At 73.4% G+C, this 16,431-nt stretch carries 13 protein-coding genes and 1 riboswitch; of the genes, 8 read left to right on the forward strand and 5 right to left on the reverse strand.

Features of this window, described 5'->3' with window-relative positions:
- Positions 1-3 precede the first annotated feature (3 nt).
- Positions 4-237 (reverse strand): ferredoxin, encoded by a 234-nt coding sequence (locus ACWDX7_RS07295; RefSeq protein WP_451491099.1) that lies wholly within the window; start codon positions 235-237, stop codon positions 4-6.
- On the reverse strand, positions 237-1,715 hold the full coding sequence (locus ACWDX7_RS07300) for an aldehyde dehydrogenase (protein WP_451491098.1): 1,479 nt from the start codon (positions 1,713-1,715) through the stop codon (positions 237-239). Before ACWDX7_RS07300 ends, ACWDX7_RS07295 begins: the two co-directional genes overlap by 1 nt.
- Positions 1,716-1,974: 259 nt before the next feature.
- Between ACWDX7_RS07300 and ACWDX7_RS07305 the strand changes: the two genes are divergently transcribed.
- From ACWDX7_RS07305 to ACWDX7_RS07335, 7 genes are all read left to right on the forward strand, one after another.
- Complete coding sequence (locus ACWDX7_RS07305; RefSeq protein ID WP_451491097.1) at positions 1,975-3,072, forward strand: MBL fold metallo-hydrolase; 1,098 nt, start codon at positions 1,975-1,977, stop codon at positions 3,070-3,072.
- Positions 3,073-3,289: 217 nt separating this feature from the next.
- Positions 3,290-3,357: riboswitch (cobalamin riboswitch) on the forward strand.
- A gap of 136 nt (positions 3,358-3,493) precedes the next feature.
- Positions 3,494-4,753, forward strand: a complete 1,260-nt coding sequence (locus tag ACWDX7_RS07310) for a prenyltransferase/squalene oxidase repeat-containing protein (RefSeq protein ID WP_451491096.1) — start codon at positions 3,494-3,496, stop codon at positions 4,751-4,753.
- Positions 4,753-5,424, forward strand: a complete 672-nt coding sequence (locus tag ACWDX7_RS07315; protein ID WP_451491095.1) for an SCO2322 family protein — start codon at positions 4,753-4,755, stop codon at positions 5,422-5,424. The genes ACWDX7_RS07310 and ACWDX7_RS07315 overlap by 1 nt, the downstream gene beginning before the upstream one ends.
- Positions 5,421-6,869, forward strand: a complete 1,449-nt coding sequence (locus tag ACWDX7_RS07320; protein ID WP_451491094.1) for an energy-coupling factor transporter transmembrane protein EcfT — start codon at positions 5,421-5,423, stop codon at positions 6,867-6,869. The genes ACWDX7_RS07315 and ACWDX7_RS07320 overlap by 4 nt, the downstream gene beginning before the upstream one ends.
- On the forward strand, positions 6,866-8,947 hold the full coding sequence (locus ACWDX7_RS07325; protein ID WP_451491093.1) for an ATP-binding cassette domain-containing protein: 2,082 nt from the start codon (positions 6,866-6,868) through the stop codon (positions 8,945-8,947). Before ACWDX7_RS07320 ends, ACWDX7_RS07325 begins: the two co-directional genes overlap by 4 nt.
- Complete coding sequence (locus ACWDX7_RS07330) at positions 8,944-9,846, forward strand: ECF transporter S component (RefSeq protein WP_451491092.1); 903 nt, start codon at positions 8,944-8,946, stop codon at positions 9,844-9,846. Before ACWDX7_RS07325 ends, ACWDX7_RS07330 begins: the two co-directional genes overlap by 4 nt.
- A gap of 336 nt (positions 9,847-10,182) precedes the next feature.
- Positions 10,183-10,587, forward strand: coding sequence for an aggregation-promoting factor C-terminal-like domain-containing protein (locus ACWDX7_RS07335; RefSeq protein ID WP_451491091.1), 405 nt, complete (start codon positions 10,183-10,185; stop codon positions 10,585-10,587).
- A 99-nt stretch (positions 10,588-10,686) separates the two neighbouring features.
- Here the strand turns inward: ACWDX7_RS07335 and ACWDX7_RS07340 are convergent, their stop codons facing one another.
- Positions 10,687-11,292 (reverse strand): exonuclease, encoded by a 606-nt coding sequence (locus tag ACWDX7_RS07340; protein ID WP_451491090.1) that lies wholly within the window; start codon positions 11,290-11,292, stop codon positions 10,687-10,689.
- A gap of 164 nt (positions 11,293-11,456) precedes the next feature.
- Positions 11,457-12,626 (reverse strand): steroid 3-ketoacyl-CoA thiolase, encoded by a 1,170-nt coding sequence (locus ACWDX7_RS07345; RefSeq protein WP_451491089.1) that lies wholly within the window; start codon positions 12,624-12,626, stop codon positions 11,457-11,459.
- Positions 12,627-12,868: 242 nt separating this feature from the next.
- Between ACWDX7_RS07345 and ACWDX7_RS07350 the strand changes: the two genes are divergently transcribed.
- Positions 12,869-14,140, forward strand: a complete 1,272-nt coding sequence (locus tag ACWDX7_RS07350; RefSeq protein WP_451491088.1) for a cytochrome P450 — start codon at positions 12,869-12,871, stop codon at positions 14,138-14,140.
- Positions 14,141-14,302: 162 nt separating this feature from the next.
- Here the strand turns inward: ACWDX7_RS07350 and ACWDX7_RS07355 are convergent, their stop codons facing one another.
- On the reverse strand, positions 14,303-16,357 hold the full coding sequence (locus ACWDX7_RS07355; RefSeq protein WP_451491087.1) for a bifunctional glycosyltransferase 87/phosphatase PAP2 family protein: 2,055 nt from the start codon (positions 16,355-16,357) through the stop codon (positions 14,303-14,305).
- Positions 16,358-16,431: the final 74 nt, after the last annotated feature.

The raw sequence follows: 16,431 nt of genomic DNA on the forward strand, positions 1-16,431 counted from the left end.
GAACTAGTCCTCCGGGGGGAAGACCGCCTCGCCGGTGCCGGGCAGGGTGAGCGTGATCGCCTCCACCGGGCAGCCCTCCGCGGCCGTCAGGAGTGGTTCGTTCGCGTCCGTCGTCGCCTCGCGGGGGTGCGACTGGCGGGCGGAGTCGAGGGTGAAGAGCTCCGGGGCGTGGTGGACGCACATGCCCGAGCCGATGCAGACCGCGCGGTCCACCTCGACCTGCCAGCGGTCGCCCATCAGGCACCCGCCCGGCCGTCGCCCGGTACGTACCCGGCGGGCAGGTGGATCATCTTGTGTTCGAGGTACTCGCTCAGCCCCTCGGGCCCGAACTCCCGCCCCAGGCCGCTGTCCTTGTAGCCGCCGAAGGGCCCCAGCATGTCCAGGCTGAAGGTGTTCACGTTGAAGGTGCCGGTCCGTATCCGGCGGGCGAAGTCGATGCCGTGCTCGACGTCGGCGGTCCACACGCTGCCGCTCAGCCCGAAGTCGGAGTCGTTGGCGATGCGCGCCGCCTCCGCCTCGTCCCCGTACGGGATCAGGCACACCACCGGGCCGAAGATCTCCTCGCGGGCGATGCGCATCGCGTTGTCGACGTCGCCGAAGAGGGTGGGCTCGACGTACCAGCCCCGTTCCAGCCCGGCCGGGCGGCCGCCGCCGGCCAGGACCTTCGCGCCTTCCTCCTGGCCGATGCGGATGTAGTCCAGCGACCGCTGCCGCTGACGCCGCGCCACCAGCGGCCCGAGCTGCGTCGCCGGGTCCAGCGGGTCGCCGACGACCAGCGCCCCCGCCGCGGCGGCCAGGGCCTCGGCGACCTCCTCGTACCGGCTGCGCGGCGCGAGGACGCGGGTCTGCGCCACGCACGCCTGGCCGTTGTTCATCCACGCCGCGGGGACGATGCCGGTGAGGGCGGATTCCAGGTCGGCGTCCGGGAGGACGACCGCCGCCGACTTGCCGCCGAGTTCCAGGGTGACCCGGGTGAGGTTGCGCGCGGCGACCTCCATGACGCGCTTGCCCGCGGCGACCGAGCCGGTGAAGGCGACCTTGTCGATGCCGGGGTGGCCGACCAGGTACTCGCTGACCTCGCGGTCGGCGGGCAGGATCGACAGCACGCCCGGCGGCAGTCCGGCCTCCCGCGTGATGTCGGCCAGGATGTACGAGTCGAGAGGGGATTCGGGGGACGGCTTGAGGATCACCGTCGACCCGGACAGCAGCGCGGGCGCGAGTTTGGCGGCCGCCACGAACTGCGGGACGTTCCACGGGATGACGGCCGCGACGACCCCCACCGGCTCCCGCCGCACCAGGATCGGCCCGAGGACGCCCTGGCGGTGCTCCTCGTACGGGAAGTCGCGCGCGACGGTGATCGCCGCGTCGTAGACCATCATCGGGCCGAGCGCCTGGGCGAGGATGCTCCAGGAGTACGGGGAGCCGTTCTGGGAGCTGATCGAGCGGGCGATCTCCTCGTGCCGCAGGACGATGGCGTCCTTGATCCGCGATACGACGGCGATCCGCTCGTCCAGGCTCATCCGGGGCCACGGCCCCTCGTCGAAGGCCTTGCGCGCCACCTCGACGGCCCGGTCGACATCGGCCTCGCAGGCGTGCGGGACGCTGCCGATGACCTGCTCGGTGTGGGGGGAGACGACCTGGATCGTGTCGGTGCCCAGCGGATCGGTCCACTCTCCGCCGATGAGCAGTTGTCCGTGTTCCACGAGCTCCGTCATGGCTGATGCCTCCTGCGGCTTGGCGTTGCAGAACTGATACCAGTTCTAGTTCGAGGAGTCCACGGGCAGGACGAAGCCGGAGCGGCATCCGACGACTGGTCAGGGCGGCGCGTATATGGTCGACTTGGGCGACCACTGGAACAGGTTCTCGTTGAGCCGGTGAACGAGGAACGACGAACGACGAACGAGGAACGACGAACGGCGAACGAGGAACGTAGAACGAACAAGGACCCCACCGACCGAGGAAGAGGGGGCTCTCATGTCAGAGGACTCGGCCCGCGCGACACCGCCCGCGACACCGCCCGGGAGGGCGTCGGCGGTTCCGGACGTCACCGACCACGGCGCCGGCGTGTGGGGCATCAAGGTGCCCATCCCGGACAACCCGCTCGGACACACCCTCGTCCACGTCCTCGACACCGACCGCGGCCCCGTCCTCATCGACACCGGCTGGGACGACCCCGCCTCCTGGGACACCCTCGTCGCCGGTCTCGCCGTGCTCGGCATCGCGGCCTGCGCCGTCCACGGCGTGGTCCTCACCCACCACCACCCCGACCACCACGGCCTGTCGGGCCGGGTCCGGGAGGCGTCCGGCGCCTGGATCGCCATGCACGCCGCCGACACCGAGATCGTCGTACGGACCCGCCGGGCCGAACCGGGGCTCTGGCTGGAGTACATGAGCGAGAAGCTCACCGCCGCCGGAGCCCCCGAGGAGCACGTCGCCCCCCTGCGCGCCGCCCGCGCGAGCGGCCGCGCGAGCACGCTGCCGGGCCTGCGGGCCGCCATCCCCGACCGGGAGATCGTCCCCGGCGACCTGCTGCCCCTCGCGGGCCGCCGCCTGCGCGCCATCTGGACCCCCGGCCACACCCCCGGGCACGTCTGCCTGCACCTGGAGGAACGGCATCCGGCGAACCTGCCCGGCCACGGCCGCCTCTTCTCCGGGGACCACCTGCTGCCCGGGATCTCCCCGCACATCGGCCTCTACGAGGACCCCGAGGACACCCTCGTCACCGATCCCCTCGGCGACTACCTCGACTCCCTCGAACGCATCGGCCGCCTCCGGCCGGCCGAGGTGCTCCCGGCCCACCAGCACGCCTTCACCGACGCCCCCGGGCGCGTACGGGAACTCCTCGACCACCACGAGCAGCGGCTGACGGGCCTGTGGGAGCTGCTGGCCGAGCCGCTGACCCCGTGGGGGCTGGCGGAGCGGATGGAGTGGAACCGGCCCTGGGCGCTGATCCCGTACGGCTCCCGCAACATCGCCGTCTCGGAGGCGGAGGCGCATCTGCGGCGGCTGGTGAAACAGGGGCGCGCGGAGGCCGTCCCCGGCAGCGAGCCGGTCACCTACCGCGTGCTGTAGGGCGCACCGGACCGGCCCCGGCGTTCCGGCCTCCCCTGCCTGCCGTCCGTCAGGCGCGCGGCCCGGCGCGGCACGGCACGCCCTCCCGCACGCGCACACCCGACACCGGCGAGCCTCTGGGTCCGCCCCGGTGTAAGGACCACTCCCGGCCGGCGCCCCCGGGCACGCGCCGTACGGGCCGGTACAGTGTGCCCGTCGTCCACACTTCCGTACGGGGGGAAGCCGGTGCGAATCCGGCGCTGACCCGCAACCGTGACCCGCCCGGCACCGCCCGGGCGGGGAGCCGGATTGCCCCGTACCGGAGGTGCGCGGCTCGCGCCGCCGGTCCCCCGGCGGCCGGCACCGTCGAGGTAAACGGAGCCGGAGCCCGGTGCCTGTGCGTGCCTGCCTCCAGCTCCCCAGCACGAGAGGCACCCGCCCCATGAACGTCCGCCGCAGCGCCGCCGCGCTCGCCGCCTCCGCCGTGCTCTGCGTGGCCGCCGCCCCCGCAGCCCTCGCCGAAACCGCGCCGCCTTCCCCGACGCCGGTCATCCCGTCCGGGCTGTACGGCAAGAAGGACCCGACGTACGACGGTGTGTGGCGCCAGTCCTTCGCGCTGCTCGCCCAGCGCACGGTCGGCGTCCGGCCCGCCCCGCAGGCCGTCGACTGGCTCGTCGGCCAGCAGTGCGCCAACGGCGCCTTCGCCTCCTTCCGCGCCGACACCGCGAAGGCGTGCGACGCCGCCACGATGCTCGACTCGAACGCCACCGCGGCGGCCGTGCAGGCGCTGAAGGCGCTGGGAGGCCAGGACACGGCCGTGAAGAAGAGCGTGGACTGGCTGAAGTCCGTACAGAACGAGGACGGCGGCTGGAGCTTCGTCCCCGGCTCCCCGACCGAGTCGAGCTCCACCGCCCTGGTGATCAGCGCGCTGAGCGTGGCGGGTGAGAAGCCGTCCGAGGTGAAGTCGAAGGCCGGCAAGTCGGGCTACGACGCGCTGCTCCCCTTCCAGCTGGGCTGCGACGCCGAGCCGGCGGCCGACCGGGGCGCCTTCGCGTACGAGATCAAGGACGGCAAGCGCGTCGCCAACCCGGACGCGACGGCCGCCGCGACCCTCGCCGCCCTGGGCAGGGGCGCCGTCGTCAGCCCGGCCGCCACGGACACCCCGGCCGCGGCGCTGGACTGCCCGGCCGGCCCGCAGGACGTCGCGGGCGCGGCGCGGGGCTCCGCCGGCTACCTGGCCGAGGCGCTGAAGAAGGACGGCCACTTCACCGTGGCGACCCCCGGCTCCGACCAGGTCACCCCGGACTACGGCAACACCGCCGACGCGGTGATCGCCCTGGCCGCGGGCGGCCACAAGCAGGCCGCGGCGGGCGCCCTGGAGTGGCTGAAGGGCAACACGGCGCAGTGGGCGCAGGGCAGCCCCGCGGCCCTGGGCACGCTGATCCTGGCCGCGCACGCCACCGGCACCGACCCGAAGTCCTTCGGCTCCACCGATCTGGTGTCCGCGCTCAACGCGACGGGCCCGGCCCCGCAGGCCGCCGAGGGCGGTACGAGCGCGACCGAGGCCGCAGCCGAGGCCGACGCCAAGGGCGACGACGGCTCGGGCGGCCAGAACATCTGGTGGATGATCGGCGCGGGCGCCGCGGCCGGGATCGGCATCGGCATCCTCCTGAGCGGCCGCCGGAAGAAGAACCAGCTCTGATGCGCCGCCGTCTGCCCGTACTGGCCCTCGCGGCCGGGATCGTCCTCGCCCTGCTGGCCGCCGGCCCGGCGCTGGCGGCCGGTTACCGCTACTGGCTGTTCTGGGACGGCGCGGACGGCCGCTGGACGTACGCCACCCAGGGCCCTTCGCAGGCCCGTCCCGCCGACGGCAGCGTCCAGGGCTTCCGCTTCGCGGTGAGCAAGGACGCGGCCGACGCGGCGGCGCGGACCGCCGAGCCACGGGCCGCCGCCGACTTCGAGGCCGTCTGCGGGACCACCGCCCCGGCCGAAGGCAGGAAGCGGGTGGCGCTGGTCATCGACTTCGGCCTGCCCGCGGACGCCCCGGCCGGCGAGACGCCGCCGCAGGAGGCCCCGCGCACCGCTTGCGCGCAGGTGGCGCCGGAGGCCACGACGGCGGAGGCGCTGGCGGCGGTCGCCAAGCCGCTGCGCTACGACAGCACGGCGCTGCTGTGCGCGATCTCGGGCTACCCGAAGCAGGGCTGCGGCGACCAGGTCGCGGACACCGACACCCGGCCTACGGCCGCGCCGTCGTCCGCGCCGTCCCCGGCCGCCGGGGACGGCGGGCCCTCGGCCGGCCTGCTCGCGGGCATCGCGGCGGTGCTCGCCCTGGGCGCGGCCGCCGTCTGGCAGTCCCGCCGCCGCACCCGATGACGCATCCCACCGCCGCCGACCCCCCACCGCCCGACCGGCCCGCTGGCCCGGCCACGCCTCGGGACGGCGCGGACGGGAACCCGTCCGCCGCCCCCGCCTCGGACGGCAACCCCGCCGCGCCGACCGGTCGCGCGCCCGGAACCCCGTACGCCCGCCCCGCCGACGGCCCATTGGGGCGGCGCAACCCCGCCGCGCCGACGACCCCCGCGCGCGGGACCCCGTACGCCGCCCCCGCCTCGGACGGCAACCCGGCAGCCCCCACCGACCGCGCCCACCGGACCCCGTACTCCGCCGCACCCCTCGCGAACGGCGGGCGCACCGGTCGCGCGTACGCACGCCCCCGCATCCTGCGGACGCCGCCGCACGCGACCCGTGGCAACGCCCTGCACGCGGGAGCGTGGTGGCTCTGGGCGCTCGGGCTTGCCACCGCCGCTTCCCGGACCACCAACCCGCTCCTCCTCGGCCTGGTGGTCGGCGTGGCCGGATACGTCGTCGCGGCCCGCCGCACGAACGCCCCCTGGGCCCGCTCCTACGGCGCCTTCGTCAAGCTAGGCCTCGCCGTCATCGGGCTGCGCCTGGTCTTCTCCGTGGTCCTCGGCTCCCCCATCCCCGGCTCGCACGTCCTGTTCACCCTCCCCGAGGTCCCGCTGCCCGCCTGGGCGCAGGGCATCCGCTTCGGCGGCAGGGTCACCGCCGAGCAGCTGGTCTTCGCCTTCTACGACGGCGCCAAGCTGGCCACCCTCCTCATCTGCGTCGGCGCCGCGAACGCCCTCGCCAATCCGGCCCGGCTGCTGAAGTCCCTCCCGGCCGCGCTCTATGAGGCGGGCGTCGCCGTCGTCGTCGCCATGACCTTCGCGCCGAACATGGTCGCGGACGTGGTGCGCCTGCGGACCGCCCGCCGCCTGCGGGGGCGCCCCACCGGCGGGGTGAAGACGATCCTCCAGATCGGCCTGCCGGTGCTCGAAGGCGCGCTGGAACGTTCCATCGCCGTGGCCGCCTCGATGGACGCGCGCGGCTACGGCCGGACCGCGCGCGTCCCGCCCGCCGTCCGCCACACCACCAACGTCCTCACCCTCGGCGGTCTGCTCGGCATGTGCGCCGGCACGTACGGGCTGCTCGCCGCGCAGGGAGCGGCGTACGGGGTTCCGGTACTGGGCATCGGCCTCGTGCTCGCCCTCGCCGGCCTGCGGCTGGGAGGCCGCCGGTCGGTGCGGACGCGGTACCGGCCCGACCGCTGGGGTGCGCGCGCCTGGCTGGTGTCGGGGTCCGGCGCGGCCGTCGCCGCCCTGCTGATCCACGCCGGCGCCCTCGACCCGGACGCCCTGCGGCCGGGCGTGGTGCCGCTGGTCACCCCCACGCTGCCGCTCTGGCCGGCGGCGGCGGTCCTCATCGGTCTGCTTCCGGCCTTCGTGGCACCCGTACCGCCCAAGGAGGCGTCGCAGTGATCCGCTTCGAGCAGGTGTCGGTCACCTACGAGGGCGCCGCCGGACCTTCGCTGCAAGGCGTCGACCTGATGATCCCCGAAGGGGAACTGACGCTCCTCGTCGGCCCGTCGGGCGTCGGCAAGTCCACCCTGCTGGGGGCCGTCTCGGGGCTCGTGCCGCACTTCACCGGCGGCACGCTGCGGGGACGGGTGACGGTTGCGGGCCGGGACACGCGTACGCACCGGCCGCGCGAGCTGGCGGACGTGGTGGGCACGGTCGGCCAGGATCCACTGGCGCACTTCGTGACGGACGTGGTCGAGGACGAACTCGCCTACGGCATGGAATCCCTCGGCCTGGCCCCGTCCGTGATGCGCCGCCGCGTGGAGGAGACCCTCGACCTCCTCGGTCTGAACGAGCTGCGCGACCGCCCCATCGCCACCCTCTCGGGCGGGCAGCAGCAGCGGGTCGCGATCGGCTCGGTCCTGACCCCGCACCCCAAGGTGCTGGTGCTGGACGAACCCACCTCGGCGCTGGACCCGGCGGCGGCCGAGGAGGTCCTGGCGGTCCTCCAGCGCCTCGTCCACGACCTCGGCACGACGGTGCTCATGGCGGAACACCGGCTGGAACGGGTCGTGCAGTACGCCGACCAGGTGCTGCTCCTGCCGTATCCGGGCGGGGCGCCCGTGCTCGGTGCCCCGGCCGAGGTCATGGCCGTCTCCCCGGTGCACCCGCCGGTGGTCTCCCTGGGGCGCCTGGTCGGCTGGTCGCCGCTCCCCCTGTCGATCCGCGACGCCCGCCGCCTGTCCACCCCCCTCCACACCCGCCTCTCCGAGACCCCGGCCCCCGATTCCCCCTGCCCGCACCCCGCCTCGGCTTCCCTGGGCTCCGCCCCGGCCCCCACCTCGCCGGACTCCCCCCACCCGGGCCCCGCCCCGGACCGCCCGTCCGAGCCCGCCTCCCCGCACCCGGGCCTCGCCTCGCCGGACTCCCGCTACCCGGCCTCCACTGCGGACCGCCCGTCCGAGCCCGCCCTGAGCGCCGCTTCCCAGGGCTCCGCCCCGGACCCCGCGCCTCAAACGCCGGCGGGGCTGGAAATGCCGCTCCGCGGCATCCACCAGCCAGCGGCGACACGTCCCACCAACCCAGCCCGGCCAGCGCTTGAGGCGCACCCCCCAGCCCCGCCAGCGTTTGAGGCGCACCCTCCAGCCCGGCCGGCGTTTGAGGCGCGGGGGGCCGGGGGCGGAGTCCCCGGGCTGTTGGGGCGCCTGCTCCGCCGGAGCCGCCCCGCCCCCGCCCCCGGCACGGGCACCGGCACCGGCACCGGCACCGGCACCGGCGGGGCACCGGCCCAGGTCCGCAACCTCCACGTCCACCGCGGCCGCACCGAGGTGCTGACCGGAATCACCCTCACCGTCGCACCCGGCGAAACCGTCGCCCTCATGGGCCGCAACGGCGCCGGCAAGTCCACCCTCCTGTCCGCCCTCGTCGGTACGGTCACCCCCACCACCGGCGAGGTGACCGTCGGCGGCCGCACCCCGCACCGCACCGCGCCGCCCGACATGGTCCGCCGCGTCGGGCTCGTCCCGCAGGAACCGCGCGACCTGCTCTACGCCGACACCGTCGCCGCCGAGTGCGCCGCCGCCGACTCCGACGCCGGCCAGCCGCCCGGCACCTGCCGGGAACTCGTCTCCGCCCTGCTCCCCGACGTTCCGGACGACACCCATCCCCGCGACCTGTCCGAGGGCCAGCGCCTGGCCCTCGCGCTCGCCCTGGTCCTCACCGGCCGTCCCGCGCTGCTCCTCCTCGACGAGCCCACCCGCGGCCTGGACTACGCCGCCAAGGCCCGCCTCGTCGGCATCCTGCGGGATCTCGCCGCGCAGGGGCACTCCATCGTCCTCGCCACGCACGACGTGGAGCTCGCCGCCGAGCTGGCCCACCGCGTGGTGATCCTCGCAGGCGGCGAGATCGTGGCGGACGGCCCGACCGCCGAGGTCGTCGTCTCCTCCCCCGCCTTCGCGCCGCAGGTGGCGAAGATCCTGGCGCCGGGCCACTGGCTCACCGTGAGCCAGGTCGCCCGTGCCCTGAGGCCGGCCCCGTGAGCCCCGCAGCCAACCGCTCAGCGGGCCACCAGCCGCGCCGCCGGGCCGACCGCCCCGTACGGATCGGCCCCCGGGCCGCGGCCGCCCTGGTCCTGGTCACCCTCATCGGTATCGCGGCCTTCGGCTGGCCGCTGCTCGCCGACCGCCAGTCCGGCCTCGCCCACTCCCAGGACGCCCCCTGGCTCTTCGCCGCGCTGCTGCCCCTGCTGGTCGCCGTGGTCGTCGCGACGATCGCCGACAACGGCATGGAGGCCAAGGCGGTGGCGATGCTGGGCGTGCTCGCCGCCGTGGGGGCCGCGCTCAGACCGCTGGGCGCCGGTACGGCCGGCCTGGAGCCCATGTTCTTCCTGATGGTGCTCAGCGGCCGGGTCCTCGGCCCCGGCTTCGGCTTCGTGCTGGGCTCGGTGACGATGTTCGCGTCCGCCCTGCTGACCGGCGGGGTCGGGCCGTGGATGCCGTTCCAGATGCTGGCGATGGGCTGGTTCGCGCTCGGCGCCGGTCTGCTGCCCGGGCCGGGGCGGATCCGGGGCCGGGCGGAGCTGCTGATGCTGGCGGCGTACGGCTTCGTGGGCTCGTTCGCGTACGGCACGATCATGAACCTGCAGGGCTGGGTCATCTTGCAGGGCATGGGGCAGGGCGTCTCCTTCCACCCCGGGGAGCCGGTGTCCGCGAATCTGGCCCGGTTCCTCGCCTACTGCCTGGCGACCTCTCTGGGCTGGGACCTGGGCCGGGCGGCGCTGACCGTGGTCACCACCCTGGCCCTGGGCTCGACGCTGCTGAAGGCCCTGCGGCGGGCTACTCGCAAAGCTGCCTTCGACGCGCCCGTTTCCTTCGATTCGGGGGCGGTGAGCGGGGGCGACCCCGCCCTCGAAAGGGGTATGAACGGTGACGGAACGTGACATTCGGGCCCGTCCCCGGTGACCCGCCCCACAGGACCCACGTCACATACGAAGCGGGATCGTAGCCCCCAAACGTCCCATATACACCCTTTCGCGCCCGGTCCCACCTGGACAGATACCGGTCACCCCCCGGCCGGGCCCCCGCACCCCCACTCCGAAGAGCCCTAGTAAGTGGGCTCGTTGCCAAGGCGCCCGGGCGTCTGTAGAACTGGATGAGTCGCAAGGCGGCAGGGGTACTTCACCCGCCGCCGACGAACCCCTCTCCTCCGCGTGAGTGGCTCACGCATGTCTTCGGCATGCCCGCGACCGCCCTTGCCCCCTTCGGAAGGTCAATCCGTGTCCAACGCCGTCATCCGCCGCATCGCCGCCTCCAAGAAGACCGTCGTCGGTTCCGTGCTCGCCGCGACCGTCGCCGGTTCCATGCTCGCCGCGGTCCCCGCTCAGGCGGCCCCGACCAGCGCGAAGGCGATCGCGCAGCAGATGATCAAGGACCCGGCGCAGTTCGCCGCGTTCAACAAGATCATTTCTCATGAGAGTGGCTGGGACCACACCGCCACGAACCCCTCCTCGGGTGCGTACGGCCTGGTCCAGGCCCTGCCGGCCTCGAAGATGGCCTCGGCGGGCTCGGACTGGAAGACCAACCCGGCCACCCAGATCAAGTGGGGCCTGAACTACATGAACGAGCGCTACGGCAGCCCGGTCGGCGCCTGGAACTTCTGGCAGGCCAACCACTGGTACTAAGCCACCAGCGGCAGCACAGCACACACAGACGCCCGGCTGGAGTTTCCAGCCGGGCGTCTGTCGTGCGCGAGCGGCAACAGGGAACCTCGTTGCGTGCTCCTACTCCCCCTCGACGCGGGGGCCGGCTTGCCAGCGCATCAGGTTCTGGAACAGCTCGCCCTGCTCGATCGCGTCGTCCAGGGCGTTGTGCGTGTGGGGGCGCGAGGACAGCAGACGGCTGGGCATGGACCGCTTCGTCGCCTCGCTGATCGGCACGGCCGCCTTGGCGGCGTACAGCGTCTTGAGGTCCATGCAGCGGGAATGCCCGAACGGCGAGCCGGCGTCGGCGAACCGCATGAAGTACCAGTACATCCACATCCAGTCGTAACCCAAGGGGTAGGCGACGAATACGGGAGTGGCGGCCAGCTCCTCCGCCACGGCGACGATCCACGCGGCCGCGGCGTTCATGGCCTCGGCGGGATCCTGGCCTTCTCGCACCAGCCGCTCGCGGTCCAGCCCGCTGACCGCCTGCGCCTCCGGGTCGTAGGCGTCGCTGATCGGCCTGAGTTCGGCGTAGAACGTTCGCTCTGCGGGGTCCGAGGCCTGGAACGCGATCCCGTCATGGACCCCCGCGACCGCCAGACCGAAGCTCGACATGGAGAACGGCCCGGGCACCGGACCGTCGGCCTCCACGTCAGCCGAGACATAGAACTCAGATTTCGCCATCGTCTTTTTCTCCGTGTGCGAGCTCCACGAGTGGACCGGGGCGGCGATTGTTTCCCGGGCTCTGTGTTCCCGCCGCGAGAGCATTCTTTCAGGCTGGACTGCGCCCCCTCACTGCCCTTCACGGTGGGACCTCCTGCGGTCAGCGGGGCCTCCGGTCCCGCGGGTCACAGGCGCTGGATGATCGTGCCGGTCGCGAGGGCGCCTCCCGCGCACATGGTGATCAGGGCGCATTCCTTGTCGCGGCGTTCGAGCTCGTGCAGGGCGGTGGTGATCAGCCGGGCGCCGGTGGCGCCCACGGGGTGGCCCAGCGCGATGCCTCCGCCGTTGACGTTGACCTTCTCCAGGTCCTGGTCGAAGACCTGGGCCCAGCTGAGGACGACCGAGGCGAAGGCCTCGTTGATCTCGACCAGGTCGATGTCCTGGAGGGACATCCCGGCCTTGCCGAGGACGGCCCGCGTCGCGTCGACGGGCCCGTCCAGGTGGTAGTGCGGGTCGGCGCCGACCAGGGTCTGGGCGATGATCCGGGCGCGCGGCTTGAGCTTGAGGGCGCGGGCCATCTTGCGGGAGGCCCACATCACGGCGGCGGCCCCGTCGGAGATCTGCGAGGAGTTCCCGGCCGTGTGCACGGCGGTCGGCATGACCGGCTTGAGCCGGGCGAGCGCCTCCATGCTGGTGTCGCGCAGTCCCTCGTCCCGGTCGACGAGCCTCCACATGCCCTGCCCCGCGGCCTGCTCCTCCTCGGTCGTCGGCACCTGGACGGCGAAGGTCTCCCGCTTGAAACGCTCCTCGGCCCACGCGGCCGCGGCCCGCTCCTGGGACAGCAGGCCGAGCCGGTCGACGTCCTCACGGCCCAGGCCCCGGCGGCGGGCTATCCGCTCGGCGGCCTCGAACTGGTTGGGGAGGTCGACGTTCCACTCGTCCGGGAAGGGCTTTCCGGGGCCGTGCTTGGAGCCCGAGCCCAGCGGCACGCGGCTCATGGCCTCCACTCCGCAGGCGATGCCGATGTCCATGACGCCGCCGGAGATCATGTTGGCGACCATGTGGTTGGCCTGCTGCGAGCTGCCGCACTGGCAGTCCACGGTCGTCGCGGCCGTCTCGTACGGGAGCCCCATGGCGAGCCACGCGTTGCGGGCGGGGTTCATCGACTGCTCGCCGGCGTGGGTGACGGTGCCGCCGACGATCTGCTCGACGCAGTCGGGCTGGATTCCGGTACGGGCGAGGAGCTCGCGGTAGGTCTCGCCGAGCAGGTAGGCGGGATGGAGGTTGGCGAGCGCGCCCCCGCGCTTGCCGATGGGGGTGCGTACGGCTTCGACGATGACGGGTTCCGCGGCCATGAGCTCGTCCTCTCCTGCACTGTGCCGGCGCCGGCGGGCCGTCCCGGCAGCCCCGCCTGGACTAGTACGCGTTCTAGTTCTCCTCGCAGTCTTATGACCTCGACCCCTGCCACGCAAGGGTCTTGCACGCGGCCTGCACGGATTCCACACGCAACAGTTGACGCGTCGACCCTTGTCTCTTCTAGAACTCGTTACTACCTTCAAGCCACGTTCTGATGGGCCGTCAGACCTTGGAGTTGCCGATGTCCTGCCCCGCGCTGCCCGAAGGCTTCGACGCCACCGACCCCGACCTCCTCCAAGACCGGGTCCCGCTGCCGGAGTTCGCGCGGCTGCGGCAGACCGCACCGGTGTGGTGGTGCCGGCAGCGGCGGGGCGTCACCGGCTTCGATGACGAGGGCTACTGGGTCGTGACCCGGCACGCGGACGTCAAGTACGTGTCCACGCATCCGGAGTTGTACTCCTCGACCACCAACACGGCGATCATCCGCTTCAACGAGCACATCCAGCGCGAACAGATCGATGCCCAGCGGCTGATCATGCTGAACATGGATCCGCCCGAGCACACGCGCGTACGCCAGATCGTGCAGCGCGGTTTCACGCCCCGCGCCATCCGCGGCCTGGAGGAGACGCTGCGCAACCGGGCGCGGAAGATCGTCGAAGAGGCCTCGGCGACCGCTGGCGGCGGGGAGGGGGACGGGGCGGCCGGGGACGGTAGTTTCGACTTCGTCACGCGGGTGGCGTGCGAGCTCCCGCTCCAGGCCATCGCGGAGCTGATCGGCGTACCGCAGAAGGACCGCGCCAAGATCTTCGACTGGTCGAACAAGATGATCGCCTACGACGACCCGGAGTACGCGATCACCGAGGAAGTCGGCGCCGAGGCGGCGATGGAGCTCATCGGCTACGCGATGAACCTTTCCGCCGAGCGCAAGCAGTGCCCGGCGAAGGACATCGTCACGCAGCTGGTGGCGGCGGAGGGCGAGGGCAACCTGGGCTCCGACGAGTTCGGCTTCTTCGTGCTGCTGCTGGCCGTCGCGGGGAACGAGACCACGCGCAACGCCATCAGCCACGGCATGCACGCCTTCCTCACCCACCCCGACCAGTGGGAGCTGTACAAGGCGACCCGGCCGGCCACGGCCGCGGAGGAGATCGTGCGCTGGGCCACGCCGGTGGTGTCCTTCCAGCGCACCGCCACCCAGGACACCGAGCTGGGCGGGCAGAAGATCAAGGCGGGCGACCGGGTGGGACTGTTCTACTCCTCGGCCAACCACGACCCCGAGGTCTTCCGGAATCCGGAGGCCTTCGACATCACCCGCGACCCGAATCCGCACCTGGGCTTCGGCGGCGGCGGTCCGCACTTCTGCCTCGGCAAGTCCCTGGCCATCATGGAGATCGACCTGATCTTCAACGCGCTGGCCGACGCCCTGCCGGACCTGCGGCTGACCGGCGAGGATCCGCGCCGGCTGCGCGCGGCCTGGCTCAACGGGATCAAAGAGCTCCGGGTCAGCCACGGCTGACCCGTGACCCAGGGCGGCAGGGGCCGCTCCCTCCCACGCCCCCGGCCCCTGCCGTCCGCTGGCCGCGGTGGCCCGTGCGGGGCACGCGGGGCGCCGTAGGCCGGGAGAAGCCGCGGACGGCCCGGCGGATCGGCGGATCGGCGTTGGGACCAGCCGCCGGATCTACGTCCCCGTCCCGGCAGTCGCCTTGACCCCCGCCGCGACCTCCGCCTCGGCCCCCGCGTCCCCACTCGCCCCGGCGACGCCGCCCGTCCGCTGTGCGGGCAGCTTCAGCTGGAGGCCGCGCGGCCCGGACAGCACGTAGACCAGCCCGAAACCAGCGGTGACGACCACCGCGCCGCCCACCGCGTCCAGCACCCAGTGATTGGCGGTGGCGACGATCGCGCACACCGTGATCAGCGGGTGCAGTACTCCGAGCAGCTTCTGCCAGCCCTTCGGCGCGAGGACGACGATCACGATCCCGCACCACAGCGACCAGCCGAAGTGCAGCGAGGGCATCGCCGCGTACTGGTTGGAGATCGCGGTCATCGCCCCGTACGAGGGGTTGGCGAGGTCCTGCGGCCCGTGCACGGTGTCGATGAAGCCTAGACCGGGCATCAGACGCGGCGGTGCGAGCGGGTAGAGCCAGAAGCCTATGAGCGCGAGGACGGTGGCCAGGCCCAGCGAGGCGCGGGCCCAGCGGTAGTCGCCGGGCCGGCGCCAGTACAGTACGGCCAGGATCGTCAGCGGGACCACGAAGTGGAAGGAGGTGTAGTAGAAGTTGAAGAAGGCTTCCAGCCAAGGGGTGTCGACCACGGCCATGTTCACGGCGTGTTCGATGTCGATGCCCAGCGCGCGCTCGATGCCGAGGATCTGGTCGGCGTTGCCTTCGGCGAGGCCGCGACTGGTGGGCGCGGCGGCCCGGATGTGCGAGTAGAGCGAGTATCCGACCCGGATCAGCAGCAGTTCCAGGAGCAGGTTGGGGCGCGACAGTACGCGCCGCCAGAAGGGCAGCAGCGGCACCCGCGACCAGCGCGCGGCCGCCGGGCGCCCGTAGGCGGTCGGGACGGGCTCGCGCCAGTACGGGGAGGAGCGCGGCAGGAACGGTACGGCGCAGGCCGCTGCCAGCGCGGCCAGCAGCAGCACGTTGTCGCGTACGGGGGCCAGCGCGGCCAGGTTCGGCAGCAGTACGGCGCTCGGCAGGGTCATCGCGAGGACCACGGCCACGGGCCACACGGGCCGGTCGGCGGCCCTCTTGCCCACCTTGCCGGCGACCGCGAGGAGCACCCACAGCAGCTGGTGGCGCCAGCCGGCCGGGGACACGGCGATCGCCACGCAGCCGGTGACGGCCACGGCGAGCAGCAGTTGGCCGTCCTGGGCGTAGCGGGCGGCGCGGCGCAGGCCGATCCAGGTGATCGCGGCGGCGAGCACGAGGTAGAGCAGGATCTCGGCGGGGCCGCTGAGGCCCAGGCGCAGCAGCGCACCGTGCACGGACTGGTTGGCGAGGCCGTCGGGGGCGCCGCCGAGGCCCGTGCCGGCCAGGTGCTGGGCCCAGTACGTCCAGGAGTCGCGCGGCATGGCCGCCCAGGACAGGGCGGTGACGCCGGCGAACACCACGGCGGCTGACCGGGCGGCGGGTCGGCGCCCGGTCAGCCACAGCAGCGGGGCGAAGAGCAGCAGTGCGGGCTGGAGCGCGGCGGCGAGGCCGATGAGGGATCCGGCGGGCCGGTCACCGGGCACCCGGAAGAGCGCCACGAGCACCAACAGCACCGGCAGGACGGCGGTCTGACCCGGGGAGGCGGCTTCGCGCACGGGCAGCGAGACCATCATCAGGACGACCAGCACAGGCGCGGCCAGCAGGGCCGTGCGTCGCGGCACGGGGTCTGGCAGGGCGCGGGCGGCGACCAGCCCGATGGCGGCGACGAACAGCAGCGTCACACAGGTCCAGGCCACCTCCAGCGAGGGGGCGGCGAAGCCGGTCAGTGGTTTCAGGACCAGCCCGGCGAAGGGCGTCCCGGTGAACTGGCCGGCGTCGTAGAGGGAGCCGGGCAGGCCGGCGGGCAGGTGCAGCCCGCTGAGCCACTCGCCCGGTGGCACGCGCAGAGCGGCGGCGGCCTGCCTGACGGCCAGCGCGCCGGCCAGCGCCCACAGGAGCAGGCGAGCCGCCCCGAGTCTGCCGCTGCCGTCTATGACCCCGGCATGTCCGTTCGCACCGCTGTGCTCCGCCGCGTTCGCCACGCCTCGCAGGCCTCCCGCCCAGTTGACCGCAAGCCCGACGTCGCCCGGCTGCCGCGCCTCATGCCCTGTTCCTT

The sequence above is a fragment of the Streptomyces sp. NPDC003034 genome (assembly GCF_053591375.1).